Source organism: Microbulbifer sediminum, from assembly GCF_021729035.1.
In the GTDB taxonomy this organism is placed as follows: domain Bacteria; phylum Pseudomonadota; class Gammaproteobacteria; order Pseudomonadales; family Cellvibrionaceae; genus Microbulbifer; species Microbulbifer sediminum.
This window is the reverse complement of the sequence record NZ_JAJSAP010000001.1, coordinates 205,569-222,716: the sequence shown is the minus strand read 5'-3', so window position 1 is coordinate 222,716 and position 17,148 is coordinate 205,569. Positions and strand designations below refer to the sequence as shown.

Here is a 17,148-nt window from a genome sequence, read left to right as displayed (position 1 = left end):
GAGCAAGCGAAGGGGAACCCGACAGCACAAACCGCAGAAATCAGAGGCTGCGCCGTCCGGACAGGTTGATGGTCAGTTCCAGCAGGCCGGCCCAGGGATCCTGGTCGCGGCTGCCCTTGATGGCACTGTCCACCGCCCGGGCCCGTAACAGCAGGCCTTCCAGCTGGCGCCGGTGCAGGCGGGACAGTGCGGACTGTACCAGCGGCTGGCGTTTCTGGATACGCACCAGGCGGTTAATAGGCTGGCCCTGGTCGAGTTTCTCCCCGATATCCAGCAGGCTGCGGATTTCCCGCGCGATGGCCCAGAGCACCACCGGCGGCTCGACACCCTCGGCACGCAGACCCTGGAGCGTGCGCACCGCATTTTCTGCATCCCCGGCCAGGGCCCGGTCGATCAGGCCGAAGACATCGTAGCGTGCAGAGCTTGCGACGGCGTGGCGCATGGTATCGGCAGTGATCAGGTTGTCGTCGCTGAGGAGCTTGAGCTTGTCGATTTCCTGTCGCGCCGCCAGGAGGTTACCCTCGACGCGCTCGGCGAGAATCTGGATGGCTTCCGGCTCCGCATCCAGTCCCGCCGCCCGCAGCCGCTGGTGTATCCAGCGCGGCATTTCCTGCGTGTCCACCGGCCAGACCTGCAGCAGTACACCGCGCTGGTCCAGCGCCTTGACCCACTTGCTGTTGAGCTGCGAACGGTCCAGCCGCGGTAGTACCAGGAGTAACAGGAGGTCCTCGCCGGCGACGCGGGCAAATTCCTGCAGGGCCTTGCTGCCCTTGTCGCCGGGCTTGCCGTTTGGCAGCCGTACCTCGATCACTTTTTTTTCCGCGAACAGGGACATGCTACCGGCCGAGGCCAGTAGCTGGCCCCAGTCGAAATTGGCCTCGGCATGGAGCAGCTCGCGCTCACCGAATCCCTGCTGGCGTGCTGCGGCACGAATACTGTCACAGCACTCCTGCACCAGCAGAGGCTCGTCGCCGGATACAAGGTAAACAGGGGCCAGGCCCTGTTTCAGGTTTTGCGGTAACTGTCTGGGATTGATGCGCATTGCGGCCTTTTGCCCCTCAGTAAGAGCGGTCTTCGGGGCTGGCATCCACATCGATGCGGCGCAGCCGGTCGATAATGCGGCCGATTAACTCTCGACGCATCTCGTCACGCAACAGGCGTTCTTCCTCGCCCTTACTTACCACTTCGTTGTCATCCCACTCGAGAGTGCGGTAGACATCTGCCGCGGCATTGTTGAGCAGTACCCGCCCATTGCTGTCTCTGACGCTGTAAATCGCGCTGGTAATCAGTTCATATTCCGAGGCGCGGCCCTTGGCATCCACGGACACCGTGCGTTTGCGTTCGATTTCTTCATGGATGATGAGGGTATAGTCAGCCAGCTCCGGCGACTCCGCCATCGGCAGGCCACCGGACTGTAGCAGGCGAGTCAGCCGCTTGGCGATATCACTCTGGGTGTCCTCCGCGGTGATATACAACTGGCTGCCGGGCGGGAAGTTCTTCGGTGCGCCACGCAGGTGCCAGCCACAGGCGGTGACGGTGATGGCCATCAGGAAAACACTGAGCGAGCGTAAAAAAGTTCTTATCATTGTTTATGGGAATAAAATTGCAGGTTGAGTTTGCGTGGTCGCTCGCCGCCGGTAACGGCCTGTACCCCCGGCGCGTCGCCGAAGACCAGGCGACCGTCGATGATCGCGATAATCTGGTGAATCTGCCGGCCGGCCCCCGGGAGCTGCATCTGTCCGCTGCGCATCTCGACAACATCGATATCAATTTCCCGTGCGGCTCTGCCATCGTCCAGCGCCAACGGCTCCCCCAGGCGGTAGCGCCCGGTAGAGACCATATCCATATTCATGGCATCAGTGCACTGGGGGTCAAGGTAAAACCTTGAGCGCGCCCTGTATTCGCCTGCGTCGTTGAATTCACTGGCGATCCGCACGTACTTGCCCGATGCCGCTTTGCACTGGCTCAGCCATTTGCCTACCAGCTGCTGGTCAAGGCGTCCTGCGTGAGCGCCGGCTGCCACGAAGGCTGAGGCCAGGGTAACCAGGAATCTGTTCATTGTCGTGTCCCCTCGGGTATGCAAGTCTGCGAATGGCGGCGGTGCCGGGGTTGCCGGACCGCCGCGCGTTTATCCGCAGGCTGCCTATTTGGCAACGACGTTGACCAGTTTGCCCGGGACGACAATCACCTTGCGCACCACGGCATCGCCGATGAACTTCTGTACGTTGTCATTGGACAGCGCCAGCTTCTCCAGGGTTTCCTTGTCCACATCTGCGGGGACTTCGAGCTTGGCCCGTACCTTGCCATTTACCTGCACAACCAGCGTTACGCTGGACCGTACCAGCGCCTGCTCGTCCACGCCGGGCCAGGGGGCATCCACCAGGGCAGACTCGTTACCCAGGGCCTGCCACAGTTGGTGGCAGATGTGCGGGGTGACCGGCGCCAGCAGCAGTACTGCGGCCTCCAGCGCCTCGCGCTCCACTGCCAGGCCCTGTTCGCTGTCGCGCTGGGCCAGCTTGCCCACCTCGTTGAGCAGCTCCATCACTGCAGCAACGGCGGTATTGAAAGTCTGGCGGCGGCCGTAGTCATCGCTGACTTTCTGGATTGTCTCGTGAGTCTTGCGACGCAGCTGCTGTTGCGCATCACTGAGGCTGCCGGTATCGATAGGTGCCTTGCTGCCGCCGGCGGCCATGTGGCCGTGCACCGTCTTCCAGAGTTTGCGCAGAAAGCGGCTGGCACCCTCTACGCCTGCATCGTGCCACTCCAGTGTCTGCTCGGGCGGGGCCGCGAACATGGTAAACAGGCGTACCGTGTCGGCACCATACTGTTCCACAGCCGCATGCGGGTCGATACCGTTGTTCTTGGACTTGGACATCTTCACCACGCCGCCGGCGATGACCTCATCACCGCTGGCGCGCTCCACGGCCTTGACCGGCTTGCCTTTGTCATCCCGCTCGACGTCGACGTCGGCCGGGTTGATCCAGGTCTTGTGGCCATTCTCTTCCTTGTAGAAAGACTCGGCCAACACCATGCCCTGGCACAGCAGCTGCTTGAAGGGCTCGTCACTGCTGACCAGGCCCTCGTCGCGCATCAGCTTGTGGAAGAAGCGCGCGTACAGGAGATGCAGTATGGCGTGCTCGATGCCGCCCACATACTGGTCCACGGGCAGCCAGTAGTTGGCGCGTTCCGGATCCAGCATGCCTTGCTCAAAGTCGGGGCAGGTGTAGCGGGCGTAGTACCAACTGGACTCCATGAAGGTGTCGAAGGTGTCGGTTTCCCGCTCCACCGGGTTGCCATTGAGTTCGTCCTTGCGCCACTCCGGGTCCGCCTTGATTGGCGACTGAACGCCGTCCAGCTCCACATCCTCCGGCAGCAGGATCGGCAGCTTTTCCGAGGGCACCGGGATTTCGCCGCCATCGGGCAGGTTGAACATGGGAATCGGCGCACCCCAGTAGCGCTGGCGCGACACTCCCCAGTCCCGCAGACGGAAGTTGGTGGTGACGCGGCCTTTGCCGGCGGCTTTGAGTGCATCGGCGATGGCATTGAAGGCGGCCTCGAAGTCGAGGCCGTCAAAACCGCCGGAGTTGACCAGCACACCCTTGTCGACGAAAGCCTCACTCTCCAGGTCAACGCTGCCCTCCTCTGCGGGTGCCACCACCTGCCTGATGGGCAGGTGGTACTTGCGGGCAAACTCCCAGTCACGCTGGTCATGGGCGGGCACCGCCATCACCGCGCCAGAGCCGTAATCCATCAGTACATAGTTGGCTACCCACACTGGTATCTCGTCCCCGGTGATGGGATGGATTGCCACGAGGCCGGTGTCCATGCCGCGCTTTTCCATGGTGGCCATATCGGCCTCGGACAGGGATTGCTTCTTGCACTCCCCGATAAAGGCCTGCAGTTCGGGGTTGTCCTCTGCCAGTGCCAGGGAAATCGGGTGCTCGGCGGCCAGGGATACATAGGTGACGCCCATCAGGGTGTCCGGACGCGTGGTATAGACGTCGAAGTGATCCACATTGGCGATGGTCCGGGGCAGGGCGAAGCTGAGCTCTACCCCCTTGCTCTTGCCGATCCAGTTGCGCTGCATGGTGCGAACCTGCTCCGGCCAGTGGGGCAGTTTGTCCAGGTCATCCAGGAGTTGCTGGGCGTAATCGGTAATTTTGATAAACCATTGCGCCAGCTCGCGACGCTCGACCGTGGTGCCGCAGCGCCAGCAACAGCCATCCTCCACCTGCTCGTTGGCCAATACGGTGGCGTCGTGGGGGCACCAGTTCACCGCGGAATTCTTCTTGTATACCAGGCCCTTCTCATACAGGCGGGTGAAGAACCACTGCTCCCAGCGGTAATAGGATGGCTGGCAGGTGGCCAGCTCGCGGGACCAGTCGAAGCCAAAACCCAGCGCTTTCAGCTGGCCCTTCATGTATTCGATATTGGCGTAGGTCCACTTGGCCGGGGCGGTCTTGTTCTGAATCGCGGCGTTCTCCGCCGGCAGGCCGAAAGCATCCCAGCCCATGGGGTGCAGCACGTTTTTACCCTGCATGCGCTGGAAGCGCGAGATCACATCGGTAATGGTGTAATTGCGCACGTGGCCCATATGCAGCTTGCCGCTGGGGTAGGGGAACATCGACAGGCAGTAGAATTTCTCCTTGCTCGTGTCTTCCGTCACCTCAAAGCTTTTCTGCGCTTCCCAGTGCTGCTGGGCGGCGGCTTCGACTGCGGCGGGGTTGTACTGCTCTTCCATCGGCGGGAACCTATACTCTTGTGACTTGTGATTCATGTCTTGGTCAAATAGCCACCAGCCGGATAGGCTGGCAAACGCCGAATTATATGGGGGATACCATGACGAAGGAACCGAAGTTACCGCAGGAAGATGATCTGACGGATGAACTGCGCCGTGATCTGGAAAATATGATCGAGGATGAGCTGGCGGTAGAGGACCTGACCGCCAACAAGGCCGCTTTCCTGCGCGCCTGGCTAAAAGATGACCTGCATCGGGCTGTGGAGTACTTGCGGGGCCTGGGCGGTGAGCTGCAGACCCTTGAGGAGCGAACCGGCGACTGGCTGCTGGATGCCGCCGATCCCACGGAGACAGCCTGGCCCAACCTGATGCGCTGTATTCGCAGTGGCGAGCCCTGGGCGCTTGCCGGCGAGATTGTCGGGCCGGACGAGGAGCTGCAGTGCCTGGGGTGCGGTTACCGTGCCCTGCCGCCCCGCGGCAGCCAGATTACGCCCTGCCATCGCTGTGGCTATGGCTGCTTCCGCCAGATCAAGGGTGGCCTGCAGGAATAATGGAGTTGCATACTATCCTGACGGCGCTGGTCCTGCCGCCGCTTGCACCATTGTTGGGCATGGTGTTGGCATTCGTATTCTGGTGCTTCCCGGATTCTTCCCCTGTCGCCAAACTGTCACTGCCCCTGGCTATGCTCTCCTTCGCCACATTGTGGGTCTGCGCGACTCCGGCATTCTCCGGCTGGCTGGGTACGCAGTTGGTCGGAGAGCGGCCCGGGAACCAGAGTGTGCCCCAGGCCGTTGTGGTTCTGGGGGCCGGGCGCTACCGGGATGCGGAAGCTGACAGCGAGCGCCTCTCGGCGACGAGCCTGGAGCGGGTCGCCTGGGCCGCCCGGCACGCTCCCACGGAGCTGCCTTTGCTGGTGTCCGGTGGGCGGGTATACGCGTCCGAGCAGGCATCCGAGGCCGACCTGATGGCCGGGTTCATACAGAATGTGCTGCAGCGGCCGGTAACCTGGCGCGAGAATTGCAGCCGGACAACGGCGGAGAATGCTGTCAACAGTGCCCGGATCCTGCACGATTCGGGGGTGGAGAGCGTAGTACTGGTCACCCACTGGTGGCATATGCCCCGGGCGGCAAAGGCCTTCGCCCGGGCTGGCCTGCAGGTACAGCCGGAGTCGGTGGGTAGCGCCGGCGAGCTGTTGCCGCGGGCCCAGGAGGGGCTGCTCTACTGGTTACCGAGCGCGGCGGCCCTGCTCCGCACGCAGGTGTACTGGCGGGAGCTGCTCGGCTCGCTGTGGTATTACTGGACGCCCCTGCCGCCGGGGCGTTCCTGCTGAGGAACCAAACGCAGAAGGCGGACTCCAAAAAAGCGGTCACAAATCAACCTTGTCCGCAAGAGTGGGCCCCACTAAGATGTCCGCCTCACAGTGGTCGCCAGGACACTCCAGGCAGGATTGTTTGGTGTTGCGGCCAGAGTGGGCAGTGGCAATAACACTAAGAATAACCGAGGTACTCCCGCGATGATGGACATTCCCTCATCCTTCTCACCGCTTCAGCTGCATAACCGGCTGAACCGTCCCGTATGCCTGTCTATCAGGCGCGTCGAACGCGAGGGACGCCAGCTGATTTTCCTGGCTGCCACCACCAGTGGCCTGATCAGTAAGAACTTCGAGACCTTCGCCGGACAGATTGTGCGCGAATTCCGGCTGGACCCGGCGGAGACAGACTTCATCGAACTGCGCGAGAGCGGCGATGAGCGACAGCTGGTCCGCTGGCACGCCCAGTGGGTGGGCTCGGCGCCCATGGAATGCCATGCCGAGGAAGTGGTAGCTGAATCAAGCCGCCGCTATCTCGAGGCAGCGCTCGAGGTATGCACGGAGGCAGCCTGAGGCCCCGGCCAGGACGGGAGCGTCCGGTTTCTCTTGTCTCAGGCCCGTGCCTTGCTGGCGTGTCCGTTTTGCAGCAGGTCTGACAGGGCCTGTTCCAGAGTTGGGAAGCGGAAGCTGTAACCGCTATCCAGCGCTACCCGCGGTTCCATTTTCTGGCTGGCGAGCAACAATTCCTCGGCCATCTGCCCGAACATCAGTTTCAGTGCCCAGGCGGGCGTGCGCAACAGGCATGGCCGGTGCAGCTGTTTGGCCAGCAGGCGTGAGAAACTGTTGTTGGTAACCGCCTCGGGTGCGCAGGCATTGAAGGGAAGGCAGAGGTGATGATCGATCGCGTGTAGCATCAGGCCGACGATATCCTCTTCATGAATCCAGCTCATCCAGTGCTCGCCGGAGCTCATGGGGCCACCGAGCCCGAGGCGGAATGCGGGCAACATCTGGGCGAGCGCGCCGCCGCGGATCGACAGGACAATGGCGGTGCGCATTGTCCCCACGCAGATTCCTGCCTGCTGCAGGGGCAGGGTGGCGGCTTCCCAGTCGCGGCACAGCTGGGCCGCGAAGCCGCCTCCCGGGGAGCTGGTCTCCCGCAGCAGATCACCCCCGCGGTCTCCGTAATAGCCTACCGCCGACCCGGACAGCACATATCTTGGGCGCTGCGGCTGGGCCAGCGTCCACTGCACCAGCTTTTCCGTGGTCTCAATGCGTGAGCGGCGGATCTCCTCCTTGCGCTTGCTGGTCCAGCGGTGGGTGATTGGCTCTCCGGCCAGATTGACGATCACATCCACCGGACTCGCCACTTCCTGAAGCTCGCGACAGCCCCGTGCTGATTCGCCGCAGAGTGTGTGGACGCGCTCCGGGTGCCGGCTCAGCACGGTCAGCGTATTTCCCCGTGCCAACCAGTGCTGGCAGAAGAGGCGGCCGATCAACCCCGTACCGCCAGTGATTAAACAGTGCATTTGGAGGGCATCCTTGCCGAAATCCAGTAAGTGAATGAATTGCCTGGGTTCGTCGCCCGCGACTGCCCGCCGGCGGGCAGGGCAGCGAATACATAGTAGCAGCCGGCCTGCCTGGCGGTTTGTGGAAAATATGCCGAGTCTAGGTCAATTGTGCCAGGCCCACAGTGATTTTCCACGCCGAATGGAATGCCGGCAGGGCAGATTACTGCATCGGGGTGCGGCCGGCAGGCCAGGCAACGGCAGGCACACGGACAATACGTGTTCCCGGCGGGAGCAGCGGCTCGGGGCAACAGTGGCTTGCTATAGTTCTCCTTAGGGCCAGCGGAGTGGCTCAACGCAGCTGAAGAAGGTTTTGCAAGGATGCAGGGCAAGATGATCGCCGCGGCTTTTGCCGCGCTCTTTTCGCTGGTTACCCCCGCCGCTTTTGCGACGGAACCGCTGCCGGACGGGTTTGGCGTCAGTGTGGGTAAGGCCTTCATGACCGGCGAAATGACCTCGGCGGCAATGTCTTTCCGTTACCGTCGTTGGGAGGCTGGAGCCTTTATCTTTGGATACGGGGACACCGATGACGGCCCCCAGGAACGACTCGCTTATGCTGCCTCTGTCTCGCGGCTCTTCCGTCCGGGCTGGCAGTTTTGCCGTGCAAGCCTTTACGGCCGCGTGGGGGTCGCCTATGTCGACGGTTCTCCCCTCGTGGGACACTTCAACTTCAGGACCGGGGTGGGCGCCGACTTCGACGGGTTTGCTCTCGAGTTGATGCATTATTCCAGTGCCAGCCTCACCCCCCTGAACACGGGAATCAACCTCCTGGAGTTCCGTGTGCCCTTTTAGTCCAGCTGGTCCACGGGTTGCTCGCCCAGAACGGCGCTGGACAAGGGCAACCGCTGGCGCTGCAGCATCACTGCGCCGGTAAGCATCACCGCGGCCAGAGCCATTACACCGATTATGCCGAGCACCATGAATGGTGTGGCTCCCTCCATCGCGGTGACCTGGCCAATCATATTGGCACGCTTGAACTGTGGCAGCTTGTCTGTGATCTCTCCCTGTGGGTTGACGATGGCTGTCACCCCGGTATTGGTACCCCTCACCAGGTAGCGACCGGTCTCCAGGGCACGCATCTGTGCCATCTGCATATGCTGCAGGGGCCCGATGGAATCCCCAAACCAGGCGTCGTTACTGATGGTCAGAAGTACCTGGGAAGCGAGCGCTGATTCTGCCACCAGCGACGGGTAGACAATCTCGTAGCAGATCAGCGGTGCCCAGGTGAGGTCGCCGGCTGCCAGGGGGGGTTGTTCTTCCGGTCCCGGCCGGATGAAGGAGGTGGGCAGGTCGAAGAACTCGATGGTGCCGCGGATCCACTCCTCCAGTGGCACATACTCCCCGAAGGGCACCAGGTGACGCTTGTGATACACGTGGGGATTGTGCCCGAATACGGCAGCGGAGTTGTGCACTACACGCAGCCCGTTGTCGACGCGATCGTAGAGTACACCGCTGATCAGGTCGACGCCCGTTTCCTCGGCATTGCGCTGCAGAGTCGACATCAGGTTGGGGGCCTGGCCGTAAAGAAGCGGCAGCGCGGCCTCTGGCCACACGATCACTTCGGCACCGCTGTCTGCGAGAGCCTGGGTGCCAGCCTGGTAGCGATTGATGGTCTCGGCGCGAAACTCCGGTAGCCATTTCTTTTCCTGCGGAATATTGGCCTGCACCAGGCCCACTGTTACAGGTTCTCCGGCAGTGTGCGTCCAGTCAACCTGGCCTAAAAGGGCACCCACCGGCCAGGGAAGCAGGGCGGCTGAAAGCAGCCCGACGCAAGCGCGGCGGGTGAGCGGCAGCGGGCGACCGGCCACCAGCAGGGCAATGACAGCGGCGCCCAGTGCCAGCAGCAGGCCGATTCCGAAGACGCTGAGTACCGGTGCCCAGCCGGCCAGCCATGTGTTGGTATGTGCATAGCCGGCATACAGCCAGGGAAACCCGGTAAACAGCCAGCTACGCAGCCATTCCCCGAGAAACCACAGGGCCGGGAAGGCCAGCGCAAACGCGGGCGTGCGATCGGTAAAGCGGCCCAGGAACCAGAAGGGAGCCGCCAACATGGCGGACAGGATGGCGACAAAGCCACCGGTCAGGAGTACGCCCAGCGGCATGGAAGAGCCGCCAAACTGGGTAATGGACACGTAGACCCACGACCCACCACTAGCGAAAAGTCCCAGTCCGAAACAAAATGCCAGCCAGGCGCTACTGCGCCCCTGCAGCTGTCTGCCCCCTGCCCGGTGTAGCACCAGGCCGGCAAATGCAGCCAGCGACAGCAGGCCACAGGCCCAGAAATTGAAGGGCGCGAATGACAACGTCATGAGCGCGCCCGCAGCGGCACTGGCCAGGGGGTAAATGAGTTTGCGCATGGGTTTTCGGTTCACTACTGGCCGCGCGGGATTATTCCGCGTCGGTGTCCGGCGCCTGCTTGCGGCTGACTCGCAGCAAGTGCACCTGGCGGTTGTCAGCATAGAGTACCCGGAAACGGAACTCTCCCAGCTGGGTGATCTCATCGCGTCCCGGCAGGTGGCCGAAGGACTGCATCACCAGGCCGCCGACGGTATCGAATTCCTCATCGCTGAGTTCGCTATCGAAGTACTCGTTGAAATCCTCGATCGGGGTAAGCGCCTTCACGATGAAGTCGTTGTCGCCCACCTTGCGGATAAAGCTGTCTTCCTCTTCCTCGTCGGTCTCGTCCTCGATCTCGCCGACGATTTCCTCGAGGATATCCTCGATGGTGACCACACCGGAGACACCGCCGTACTCGTCGATCACCACGGCCATATGGTAGCGGTTCTCGCGGAATTCCCGCAGCAGGATATTCAGGCGCTTGCTCTCGGGAATGATGTTGGCGGGACGGATGATTTCCTCGAGGCTGAAGTCCTGAAGGCCTTTCAGGACCAGTGGCAACAGGTCCTTGGCCAGCAGGATGCCCCGGATATCGTCCACACTCTCGCCGATCACGGGAAAGCGGGAATGCCCGGATTCAATGATTTTGGGCAGGAATTCCTCCGGGGAATCCTGCAGGCTCACGACCACCATCTGTGAGCGTGGAATCATGACCTCGCGCACCTGCTGGCTCGATACGTCCAGGGCGCCCTCGATAATGGAGAGCGCTTCGGCGTCCACCAGCTTGTTTTCCGCGGCATCCTTGATGATGTCCAGCAGCTCGTCGCGGGACTTGGGTTCGGCGGAAAAGGCGCCAAACAGTTTTTCCAGCCAGTTTTTCTCCCCCGATCGGGGCTTGCTGGAGGATTGACTACTTGGGGGTTCGTCAGTGGTCATGGATGTGGCCATGCTCCGTCTTTCTCTCTCTATACCCTGTACATTAGTCGTACATCAGGACCGTCACCGCAACAGTTGCGGGGCGGTATGTAGGCTCCATTGCCCCGGGGACACGCTCACTCCGGGCAATCCTGCGATCGCTCCGGGTCGCGCCCTGCCAGGGGACGATACGGGTCCGGGAAGCCCAGATCCCCGAGTATCCGGGTTTCCAGGTTTTCCATGGTTTCGGCTTCGGCATCCTCGATGTGATCGTAACCGAGCAGGTGCAGTGTGCCATGGACCATCATGTGTGCCCAGTGCGCGAACAGGCCTTTGTGCTGCTGTTCCGCCTCTGCGGCGACTACCGGTGCACAGATTACCAGGTCTCCGAGCAGTGGCAGGGCAAGATCCGGGGGCAGGTCCGCCGGGAAAGAGAGCACGTTGGTGGGCTTGTCCTTGCCGCGGTACTGCAGGTTCAGCTCGCGGCTTTCCGCCTCATCAACGATACGCACGCTCAGCTCTGCACTGTCGCGCTGCTCACCAAGGGCGGCCGAGGCCCACAGCGCGAGCTGGTCGTCGGTGGGCAGGGGGGTACAGCGGCTGGGCCGCTGCACGTCCAGCTGGAGGTCAGTCATGGGAGGCGTTGATCATCCGGTCAAGCCGCGTTCTCACCGGGATTCCCGGTGACTTGTCCGGCACGGGCCTCTCGTTCTGCCTCATGGACATCGTAAGCCTCGACGATACGCTGTACCAGGGGGTGGCGTACCACGTCTTTGGCCCCAAAATGGGTGAAACTGATGCCGTTGACCTTGCCCAGCACTTCGATTGCATGTCGCAGGCCTGAGGCCTGGCCGCGAGGCAGGTCGACCTGGCTGGGGTCGCCGGTGATCACTGCGGTGGAGCCGAAGCCGATCCGTGTCAGGAACATCTTCATCTGCTCGCGAGTGGTGTTCTGGCTCTCATCCAGGATCACGAAGGCGTTATTCAGGGTACGACCGCGCATGTAGGCCAGGGGGGCCACCTCGATGACATTGCGCTCGATCAACTTGCCCACGGTCTCAAAGCCCAGCATCTCATACAGGGCATCGTAGAGGGGGCGCAGGTAAGGGTCTACCTTCTGGCTTAAATCGCCGGGCAGGAAACCCAGCTTTTCACCGGCCTCGACGGCAGGGCGTACCAGCAGGATACGCTCCACCTCGTCCTTCAGCAGGGCCTCAACGGCACAGGCTACTGCCAGGTATGTCTTGCCGGTACCGGCCGGACCAATACCGAAATTGATGTCGTTGGTCTGGACCGAGCGCACATAGCGGCGCTGGTTCAGTCCCCGGGGGCGCACAGAGCACTTCTTGGTGCGAATCAGCACCACCTGTTCGGACTCTCCCGCATCGCTGTCAGGGGAAGCCTGTTGCCGCAGCTCCTCAACGCCCGATTGTTGCAGGGCGAGATGGATTTCCTCCGGTGTCAGGTGGTCGCGGCTGTCTGTTTCGCGATAGAGGAAACTGAGCAGCTCACCGGCGGCACGCGCAGATTCTGGTTCGCCGTAGAACGCGAACTCGTTACCGCGGTTGCGGATCTCGATGTCCAGTCGTTGTTCTATCTGGCGCAGGTGTTGGTCGAATTGGCCACAGAGGTTGGCCAGGCGGCGGGCGTCATTGGGCTCAAGGGTGATGCTGTGAGCGAGGGTATGTGTTTCCAAATTGGGTTCCGTGCACCTTTCATCTGGGATTTCATTGCTAGGGTATACCCATTTTCCCTGTATGGGAAAGGGCGGGCTGTGACGAATCGGTTCTAACCTTTTAAAGCCGTTATAACACGGTGGTATTACAGTCGCGGGTGCGTGCCTTGGTCCTGCGGCTATCCCGCAGGAGCGGCCCCGGCCGCTCCCCGGCAGTGGCTGTGGCCCCCGGCTCAGGACAGGGGGCCATCCAGTTCCGATGCGACCATGGTACCGCGCAGCGAGTTGGGCAGTGCTTCCTCAATGACCACGTCGGCGAATTTGCCAATCAGGGCCATATCGTCGGCACGAAAATTGACCACTCGGTTGTTTTCAGTCCGGCCCTGCAGCTGGCCCGGGTCCTTCTTGGATACACCGGTAACCAGTACCCGCTCGGTATTGCCCACCATGCGGCGGGCAATCTCGGTTGCCTGCTGGTTGATGCGATGTTGCAGCAACTGCAAACGTTGCTTCTTCACTGCCTCCGGGGTGTCGTCCGGCAGATCGGCGGCCGGGGTTCCCGGGCGGGCGGAGTACACAAAGCTGAATGAGATATCGAAGCCGACATCCTGGATCAGCTTCATGGTGGCCTCGAAGTCCCGCTCGGTTTCGCCGGGGAAACCGACGATAAAGTCGGAGGAGAGACAGATATCCGGGCGGATTTTCCTCAACCGGCGGATCTTGGACTTGTACTCGAGCGCGGTATGGCCGCGCTTCATGGCCATCAGGATACGGTCTGAACCACTCTGGACCGGCAGGTGCAGGTGGTTGACCAGCTCCGGAACCTCCGCATAGACATCGATCAGGGCGTCGGAGAACTCCACCGGGTGGGAGGTGGTGTAGCGGATGCGGTCAATGCCGTCGATGGCCGCTACATAGGTGATCAGCTCGGCGAAATCGACCACCTGGCCGTCGCCGCCGGTGGCCCGGTAGGCGTTCACGTTCTGGCCCAGCAGGTTTACCTCACGTACGCCCTGGTCGGCCAGGTGCGCCACTTCCTCGAGCACGTCCGCTACCGGGCGGCTGACCTCCTCACCGCGGGTGTAGGGGACCACACAGAAGGTGCAGTACTTGGAGCAGCCTTCCATGATGGAAACAAAGGCGGTGGCACCATCGGCCTCCGGTTGCGGCAGGCGGTCGAACTTCTCGATTTCCGGAAAGGTAACATCCACCACCACGGCGCCGTTCTTTTGCTCGCGGGTCTGCATCATCTCCGGTAGCCGGTGCAGGGTCTGCGGGCCGAAGATCAGGTCGACGTAGGGCGCGCGTTGGGAGATGGCCTCGCCCTCCTGGCTCGCCACACAGCCGCCCACGCCGATGATCAGGTCGGGATTCTTTTCCTTCAGGTGCTTCCAGCGCCCCAGCTGGTGGAACAGTTTTTCCTGAGCTTTCTCGCGAATGGAACAGGTGTTCACAAGCAGCACATCGGCATCTTCCGGATCATCGGTCGGAACCATGGCGTGGGATTCGCCGAGCAGGTCGCGCATACGCGCCGAGTCGTACTCGTTCATCTGGCAGCCGTGGGTCTTGATATAGAGCTTTTTCACCGAAGTGTCGGACATAGCAGGCCTGGTTAAAAACTGGTCAATTCAAAGGGCGGGCATTATAGCGACCCGCGCCGGCACTGCATAGATGGTAGAAGGGCTAGTACTATATGTGGGACTGCGGACCTGTGCTATTCTTGCGCGCTTTTTCCGGCACCGCCGGCTGTAACCTGTATCTGGCGCACGGCGCCCTCCCAGAGAAGCGTATGGCGAATCCGATCTACAAAGTCATTTTTCACAACCAGAACCAGGTGTATGAACTCTACGCCCGGGCCATCTACCAGAGCGATATGTACGGTTTTATCGAGGTGGAGGAGTTTGTCTTCGGCGAGAAGTCGCAACTGGTGGTGGACCCCAGCGAAGAAAAACTCAAGTCCGAGTTCGCCTCGGTCAGCCGTTCCTATATTCCCATGCACAGCATTGTGCGGATCGATGAGGTGGAAAAGGAAGGCACCGGCAAGATTGTCGAGGTCAAGGGTGACAAAGTCACCAAATTCCCTTTCCCCGGTCCCATGCAACCGCCGCACGACGGAGAGTAAGTGTCCGGCGGCACAACTGTGCCGCCGCTGCCTGCTTTTCCACGCTTCCTCCCCGCCCCGCACGCACTTTTCGACAGTCCAGGGCAACCGGTCACCGCGACACCGGCGGCGGAATCGACTCCATGCCGCTATTGGGCACTATCCTTTAAAAATAAGGGATGCGTGCGTCGCGCCACTCCAGATACCGGCCCCCCTTGTCGGCCCCTCGGTCTCCCGGCGCCACGCTGATACCTAAATGTATGGATGTCTTTTAGGTGACGGATATGGCCTCAATACCTGCGACCAAGGCTGCCATCTCGACTCTGAAGATTGAGCAGCGTGTCGAACGGGATGTCAAAGCAGGCATTCCCGAGTCAGACCGGAACAGCCACACCGAGAGCGAGGAGAGCCTCCGCTCTTACGTTACCAGCGAGATTATCGGTCGCGTTCACCGCGAGCGCCAGGCTGCCCTGGACGAACAGGCCGATCGCCGTGGTGAGGCCAGGATCCGCCAGCACTACCAGGAACTGCGCAATACCGGCAGGATTATTCATCAGCGGCTGACAAACCGGTTCTCACTATTGAGTCGCGAACTGGAAGCCGCAGCCGCCACTGTATCGTCGACTCGAATGGACCTGGAGATCTTCAGGCTGCGCAACGGCCTCACCCGCGATGCGGAATACCGGGAATCCAGGATCCTGCACTACTCTGTGATCTTCCTTGTGGTGATTCTCGAAACTGCCCTCAATTCATTTTTCCTGTCGAAGGGGAGTGAGCTGGGTCTGGTCGGTGGCTTTTTCCAGGCGCTTATCATTTCCCTGGTCAACCTGGGGTTCGCCGGATTCCTGGCGTTTACGCTGCGCAACCTGTTTCACGCCAGTATCCTGCGAAAGGGGCTGTTCCTGTGCCTGTTCCTCGGCGCGACAGCGCTCACCATGCTGTTCGTGCTGGGGGTTGGGCACTACCGGGAGGCGCTGGAGTCCGACCCGTTCGCGGCATCCGGCATGGCAGTGGCCAGCCTCTCGACCCAGCCGCTGGCCATCCGGGACTTCAACTCCTGGATCATGGTGATCGTCAGCGGCATGGCGGTGATGCTGTTGGTGGCCAAGCTCTTCCTGGTTGACGACCGCTACCCGGGCTACACAGCGGTTACGCGTCGGCACCTGGATGCAAGGAAGCGCTGGCTGCTCTGCTGTGCGGATGCCTTCCAGAAGGTTAACAGGGAGGCGGAAGAGACGCGGCGGGAAGTATCCGAGCGGGAGCAGGGCATTCGTTCCGAGTTTATTGAGTTCAAGGCAAGCATCGAGCGCAGCGAACACATCCGGCGGCAGTATGAGGAGGATATCGTCAAGGCCCAGGGGCTGCTGGACGAATTGATTCGCTATTACCAGTCCCATGCCGAGCGCATCACCAACCGTCGTGCCGCCTATTTTGGCAAGCTCCTGCAGGTGGAACTCGAGAAGCTTCCCCAACTCAATACGGCGGGGCTGGAGCAGCACCGGGAAGACCTGACGTGTTTCGAGCGAGTGATGGCCGTGCTCGACGAGGAGTACGCTGTAGCGATGGATGCAATTGGCCAGAAGCTCGAGAGTATCAGTGAAGAGATCAATACCACCATTGAGCGGATAGAGCGGGACAGGGGCCTGACCGGAGTGTGATGAAAGAAATACTTGGTCGCCTGTCCGGTGACGACAAGAAAGGACTACTCGTGGCCGCGCTCGGTGTGATGATCCTTGTTGCACTGGCGATGGTCGTGGTGCGGGTCACGTCGTCACCGGAAAATGACTATAACCGTCAAACCCTGTGCAACAAGAACCTGTCGCGCTCCACTCACCATGTCTTCATTGTAGATGTTTCCGACGCCTTGTCGGACTACCAGAAGCGCTTCCTCCGCAGGCATATTTCCGGTGTCCTCGAGCGGGCACAGATCAATGACCGGTTTACGCTGTTTGTCCTGGATGAGAAGTACCAGGGCTTGTCAGAATCCGTGGTGGATGTATGCAAGCCGGAGTCGGCCGACGCGATTAGTGCCCTGACCGCGAACCGGACTTTTGTGGAGCGACTTTACCTGGAGCGGTTTGAGCGCCCGCTGGAACAGGCGATTGCCGCGGTGGTTTCCGCGGGGGACCAGGATATGTCGCCGATTTATGAGGCCCTGTCAGATGTCGCGGCCCTCGACCGCCTGGACGGCCATGCGCAGGAGGTTCAGCTCACAATTGTCAGCGACATGATCCAGCACTCGAGAGCGGGCTCAGTATTCAGCAGTGGCTCCGCGGCTATCGATAACCTGCCATTGATCAACCTGAGAAGGGCCCGGACAACCGTACTCTGGCTGGACCGGGAGAAATACCGCCAGTACCAGACCTCCGAGCTCCAGCGCAGCTGGCAGGACTACCTGGCCAGTGTCTCGCGGTTCGAGCAGATCGAGCGTGTGCGGGATTGATTCAGCCAGGCCTTCTGACAGGTTTTGACGCGAATTCCTCGCGGTGTCCGGATACGGCGTCAGCG

17 protein-coding genes are annotated in these 17,148 nt (G+C 61.3%); 7 read left to right on the top strand and 10 right to left on the bottom strand.

Annotated elements, in window-relative coordinates:
* Window positions 1-40: 40 nt before the first annotated feature.
* From holA to leuS, 4 genes are all read right to left on the bottom strand, one after another.
* On the bottom strand, window positions 41-1,042 hold the full coding sequence (gene holA / locus LVD11_RS00930; RefSeq protein WP_237055030.1) for a DNA polymerase III subunit delta: 1,002 nt from the start codon (window positions 1,040-1,042) through the stop codon (window positions 41-43).
* 16 nt (window positions 1,043-1,058) lie between these two features.
* Window positions 1,059-1,586, bottom strand: coding sequence for an LPS-assembly lipoprotein LptE (locus LVD11_RS00925; protein WP_237055028.1), 528 nt, complete (start codon window positions 1,584-1,586; stop codon window positions 1,059-1,061).
* The gene (locus LVD11_RS00920) at window positions 1,583-2,059 is read right to left on the bottom strand and encodes a hypothetical protein (RefSeq protein ID WP_237055026.1); all 477 of its coding nucleotides are present in this window, start codon (window positions 2,057-2,059) and stop codon (window positions 1,583-1,585) included. The genes LVD11_RS00925 and LVD11_RS00920 overlap by 4 nt, the downstream gene beginning before the upstream one ends.
* A gap of 84 nt (window positions 2,060-2,143) precedes the next feature.
* Entirely contained in the window at window positions 2,144-4,741 is a 2,598-nt protein-coding gene (gene leuS / locus LVD11_RS00915; protein WP_237055024.1) for a leucine--tRNA ligase, read from the bottom strand.
* Between the two features lie 98 nt (window positions 4,742-4,839).
* Here leuS and LVD11_RS00910 point away from each other — a divergent pair, with 98 nt between their 5' ends.
* From LVD11_RS00910 to LVD11_RS00900, 3 genes are all read left to right on the top strand, one after another.
* Window positions 4,840-5,289 (top strand): zinc ribbon-containing protein, encoded by a 450-nt coding sequence (locus LVD11_RS00910; protein ID WP_237055022.1) that lies wholly within the window; start codon window positions 4,840-4,842, stop codon window positions 5,287-5,289.
* Entirely contained in the window at window positions 5,289-6,068 is a 780-nt protein-coding gene (locus tag LVD11_RS00905; protein ID WP_237055021.1) for a YdcF family protein, read from the top strand. Before LVD11_RS00910 ends, LVD11_RS00905 begins: the two co-directional genes overlap by 1 nt.
* A gap of 183 nt (window positions 6,069-6,251) precedes the next feature.
* Complete coding sequence (locus LVD11_RS00900) at window positions 6,252-6,620, top strand: hypothetical protein (RefSeq protein ID WP_237055019.1); 369 nt, start codon at window positions 6,252-6,254, stop codon at window positions 6,618-6,620.
* A gap of 38 nt (window positions 6,621-6,658) precedes the next feature.
* Here LVD11_RS00900 and LVD11_RS00895 read toward each other — a convergent pair whose 3' ends face one another.
* Window positions 6,659-7,573: a TIGR01777 family oxidoreductase gene (locus tag LVD11_RS00895; protein ID WP_237055017.1), complete on the bottom strand. Its 915-nt coding sequence runs from the start codon at window positions 7,571-7,573 to the stop codon at window positions 6,659-6,661.
* A 360-nt stretch (window positions 7,574-7,933) separates the two neighbouring features.
* Between LVD11_RS00895 and LVD11_RS00890 the strand changes: the two genes are divergently transcribed.
* Window positions 7,934-8,404 (top strand): acyloxyacyl hydrolase, encoded by a 471-nt coding sequence (locus tag LVD11_RS00890; RefSeq protein WP_237055015.1) that lies wholly within the window; start codon window positions 7,934-7,936, stop codon window positions 8,402-8,404.
* Here the strand turns inward: LVD11_RS00890 and lnt are convergent.
* The 5 genes from lnt to miaB form a co-directional block, all read right to left on the bottom strand.
* Entirely contained in the window at window positions 8,401-9,969 is a 1,569-nt protein-coding gene (gene lnt, locus LVD11_RS00885; RefSeq protein WP_237055012.1) for an apolipoprotein N-acyltransferase, read from the bottom strand. The genes LVD11_RS00890 and lnt overlap by 4 nt on opposite strands.
* Window positions 9,970-10,000: 31 nt before the next feature.
* Window positions 10,001-10,897: a CorC family transporter gene (locus LVD11_RS00880; protein WP_439651251.1), complete on the bottom strand. Its 897-nt coding sequence runs from the start codon at window positions 10,895-10,897 to the stop codon at window positions 10,001-10,003.
* Between the two features lie 104 nt (window positions 10,898-11,001).
* Window positions 11,002-11,499 (bottom strand): rRNA maturation RNase YbeY, encoded by a 498-nt coding sequence (gene ybeY, locus LVD11_RS00875; RefSeq protein WP_237055010.1) that lies wholly within the window; start codon window positions 11,497-11,499, stop codon window positions 11,002-11,004.
* Between the two features lie 20 nt (window positions 11,500-11,519).
* Window positions 11,520-12,560 carry a PhoH family protein gene (locus LVD11_RS00870; protein ID WP_237055008.1) on the bottom strand — a complete coding sequence of 347 codons (1,041 nt, stop codon included), beginning with the start codon at window positions 12,558-12,560 and terminating at the stop codon, window positions 11,520-11,522.
* Window positions 12,561-12,772: 212 nt separating this feature from the next.
* Window positions 12,773-14,140: a tRNA (N6-isopentenyl adenosine(37)-C2)-methylthiotransferase MiaB gene (gene miaB, locus LVD11_RS00865; protein WP_237055005.1), complete on the bottom strand. Its 1,368-nt coding sequence runs from the start codon at window positions 14,138-14,140 to the stop codon at window positions 12,773-12,775.
* Between the two features lie 188 nt (window positions 14,141-14,328).
* On the opposite strand from miaB, the gene LVD11_RS00860 reads away from it, so the two are divergent.
* From LVD11_RS00860 to LVD11_RS00850, 3 genes are all read left to right on the top strand, one after another.
* Complete coding sequence (locus LVD11_RS00860) at window positions 14,329-14,661, top strand: DUF1820 family protein (RefSeq protein ID WP_237055003.1); 333 nt, start codon at window positions 14,329-14,331, stop codon at window positions 14,659-14,661.
* A 263-nt stretch (window positions 14,662-14,924) separates the two neighbouring features.
* Window positions 14,925-16,298, top strand: a complete 1,374-nt coding sequence (locus LVD11_RS00855) for a hypothetical protein (protein ID WP_237055001.1) — start codon at window positions 14,925-14,927, stop codon at window positions 16,296-16,298.
* The gene (locus LVD11_RS00850; protein WP_237055000.1) at window positions 16,298-17,083 is read left to right on the top strand and encodes a hypothetical protein; all 786 of its coding nucleotides are present in this window, start codon (window positions 16,298-16,300) and stop codon (window positions 17,081-17,083) included. Before LVD11_RS00855 ends, LVD11_RS00850 begins: the two co-directional genes overlap by 1 nt.
* Window positions 17,084-17,148: the final 65 nt, after the last annotated feature.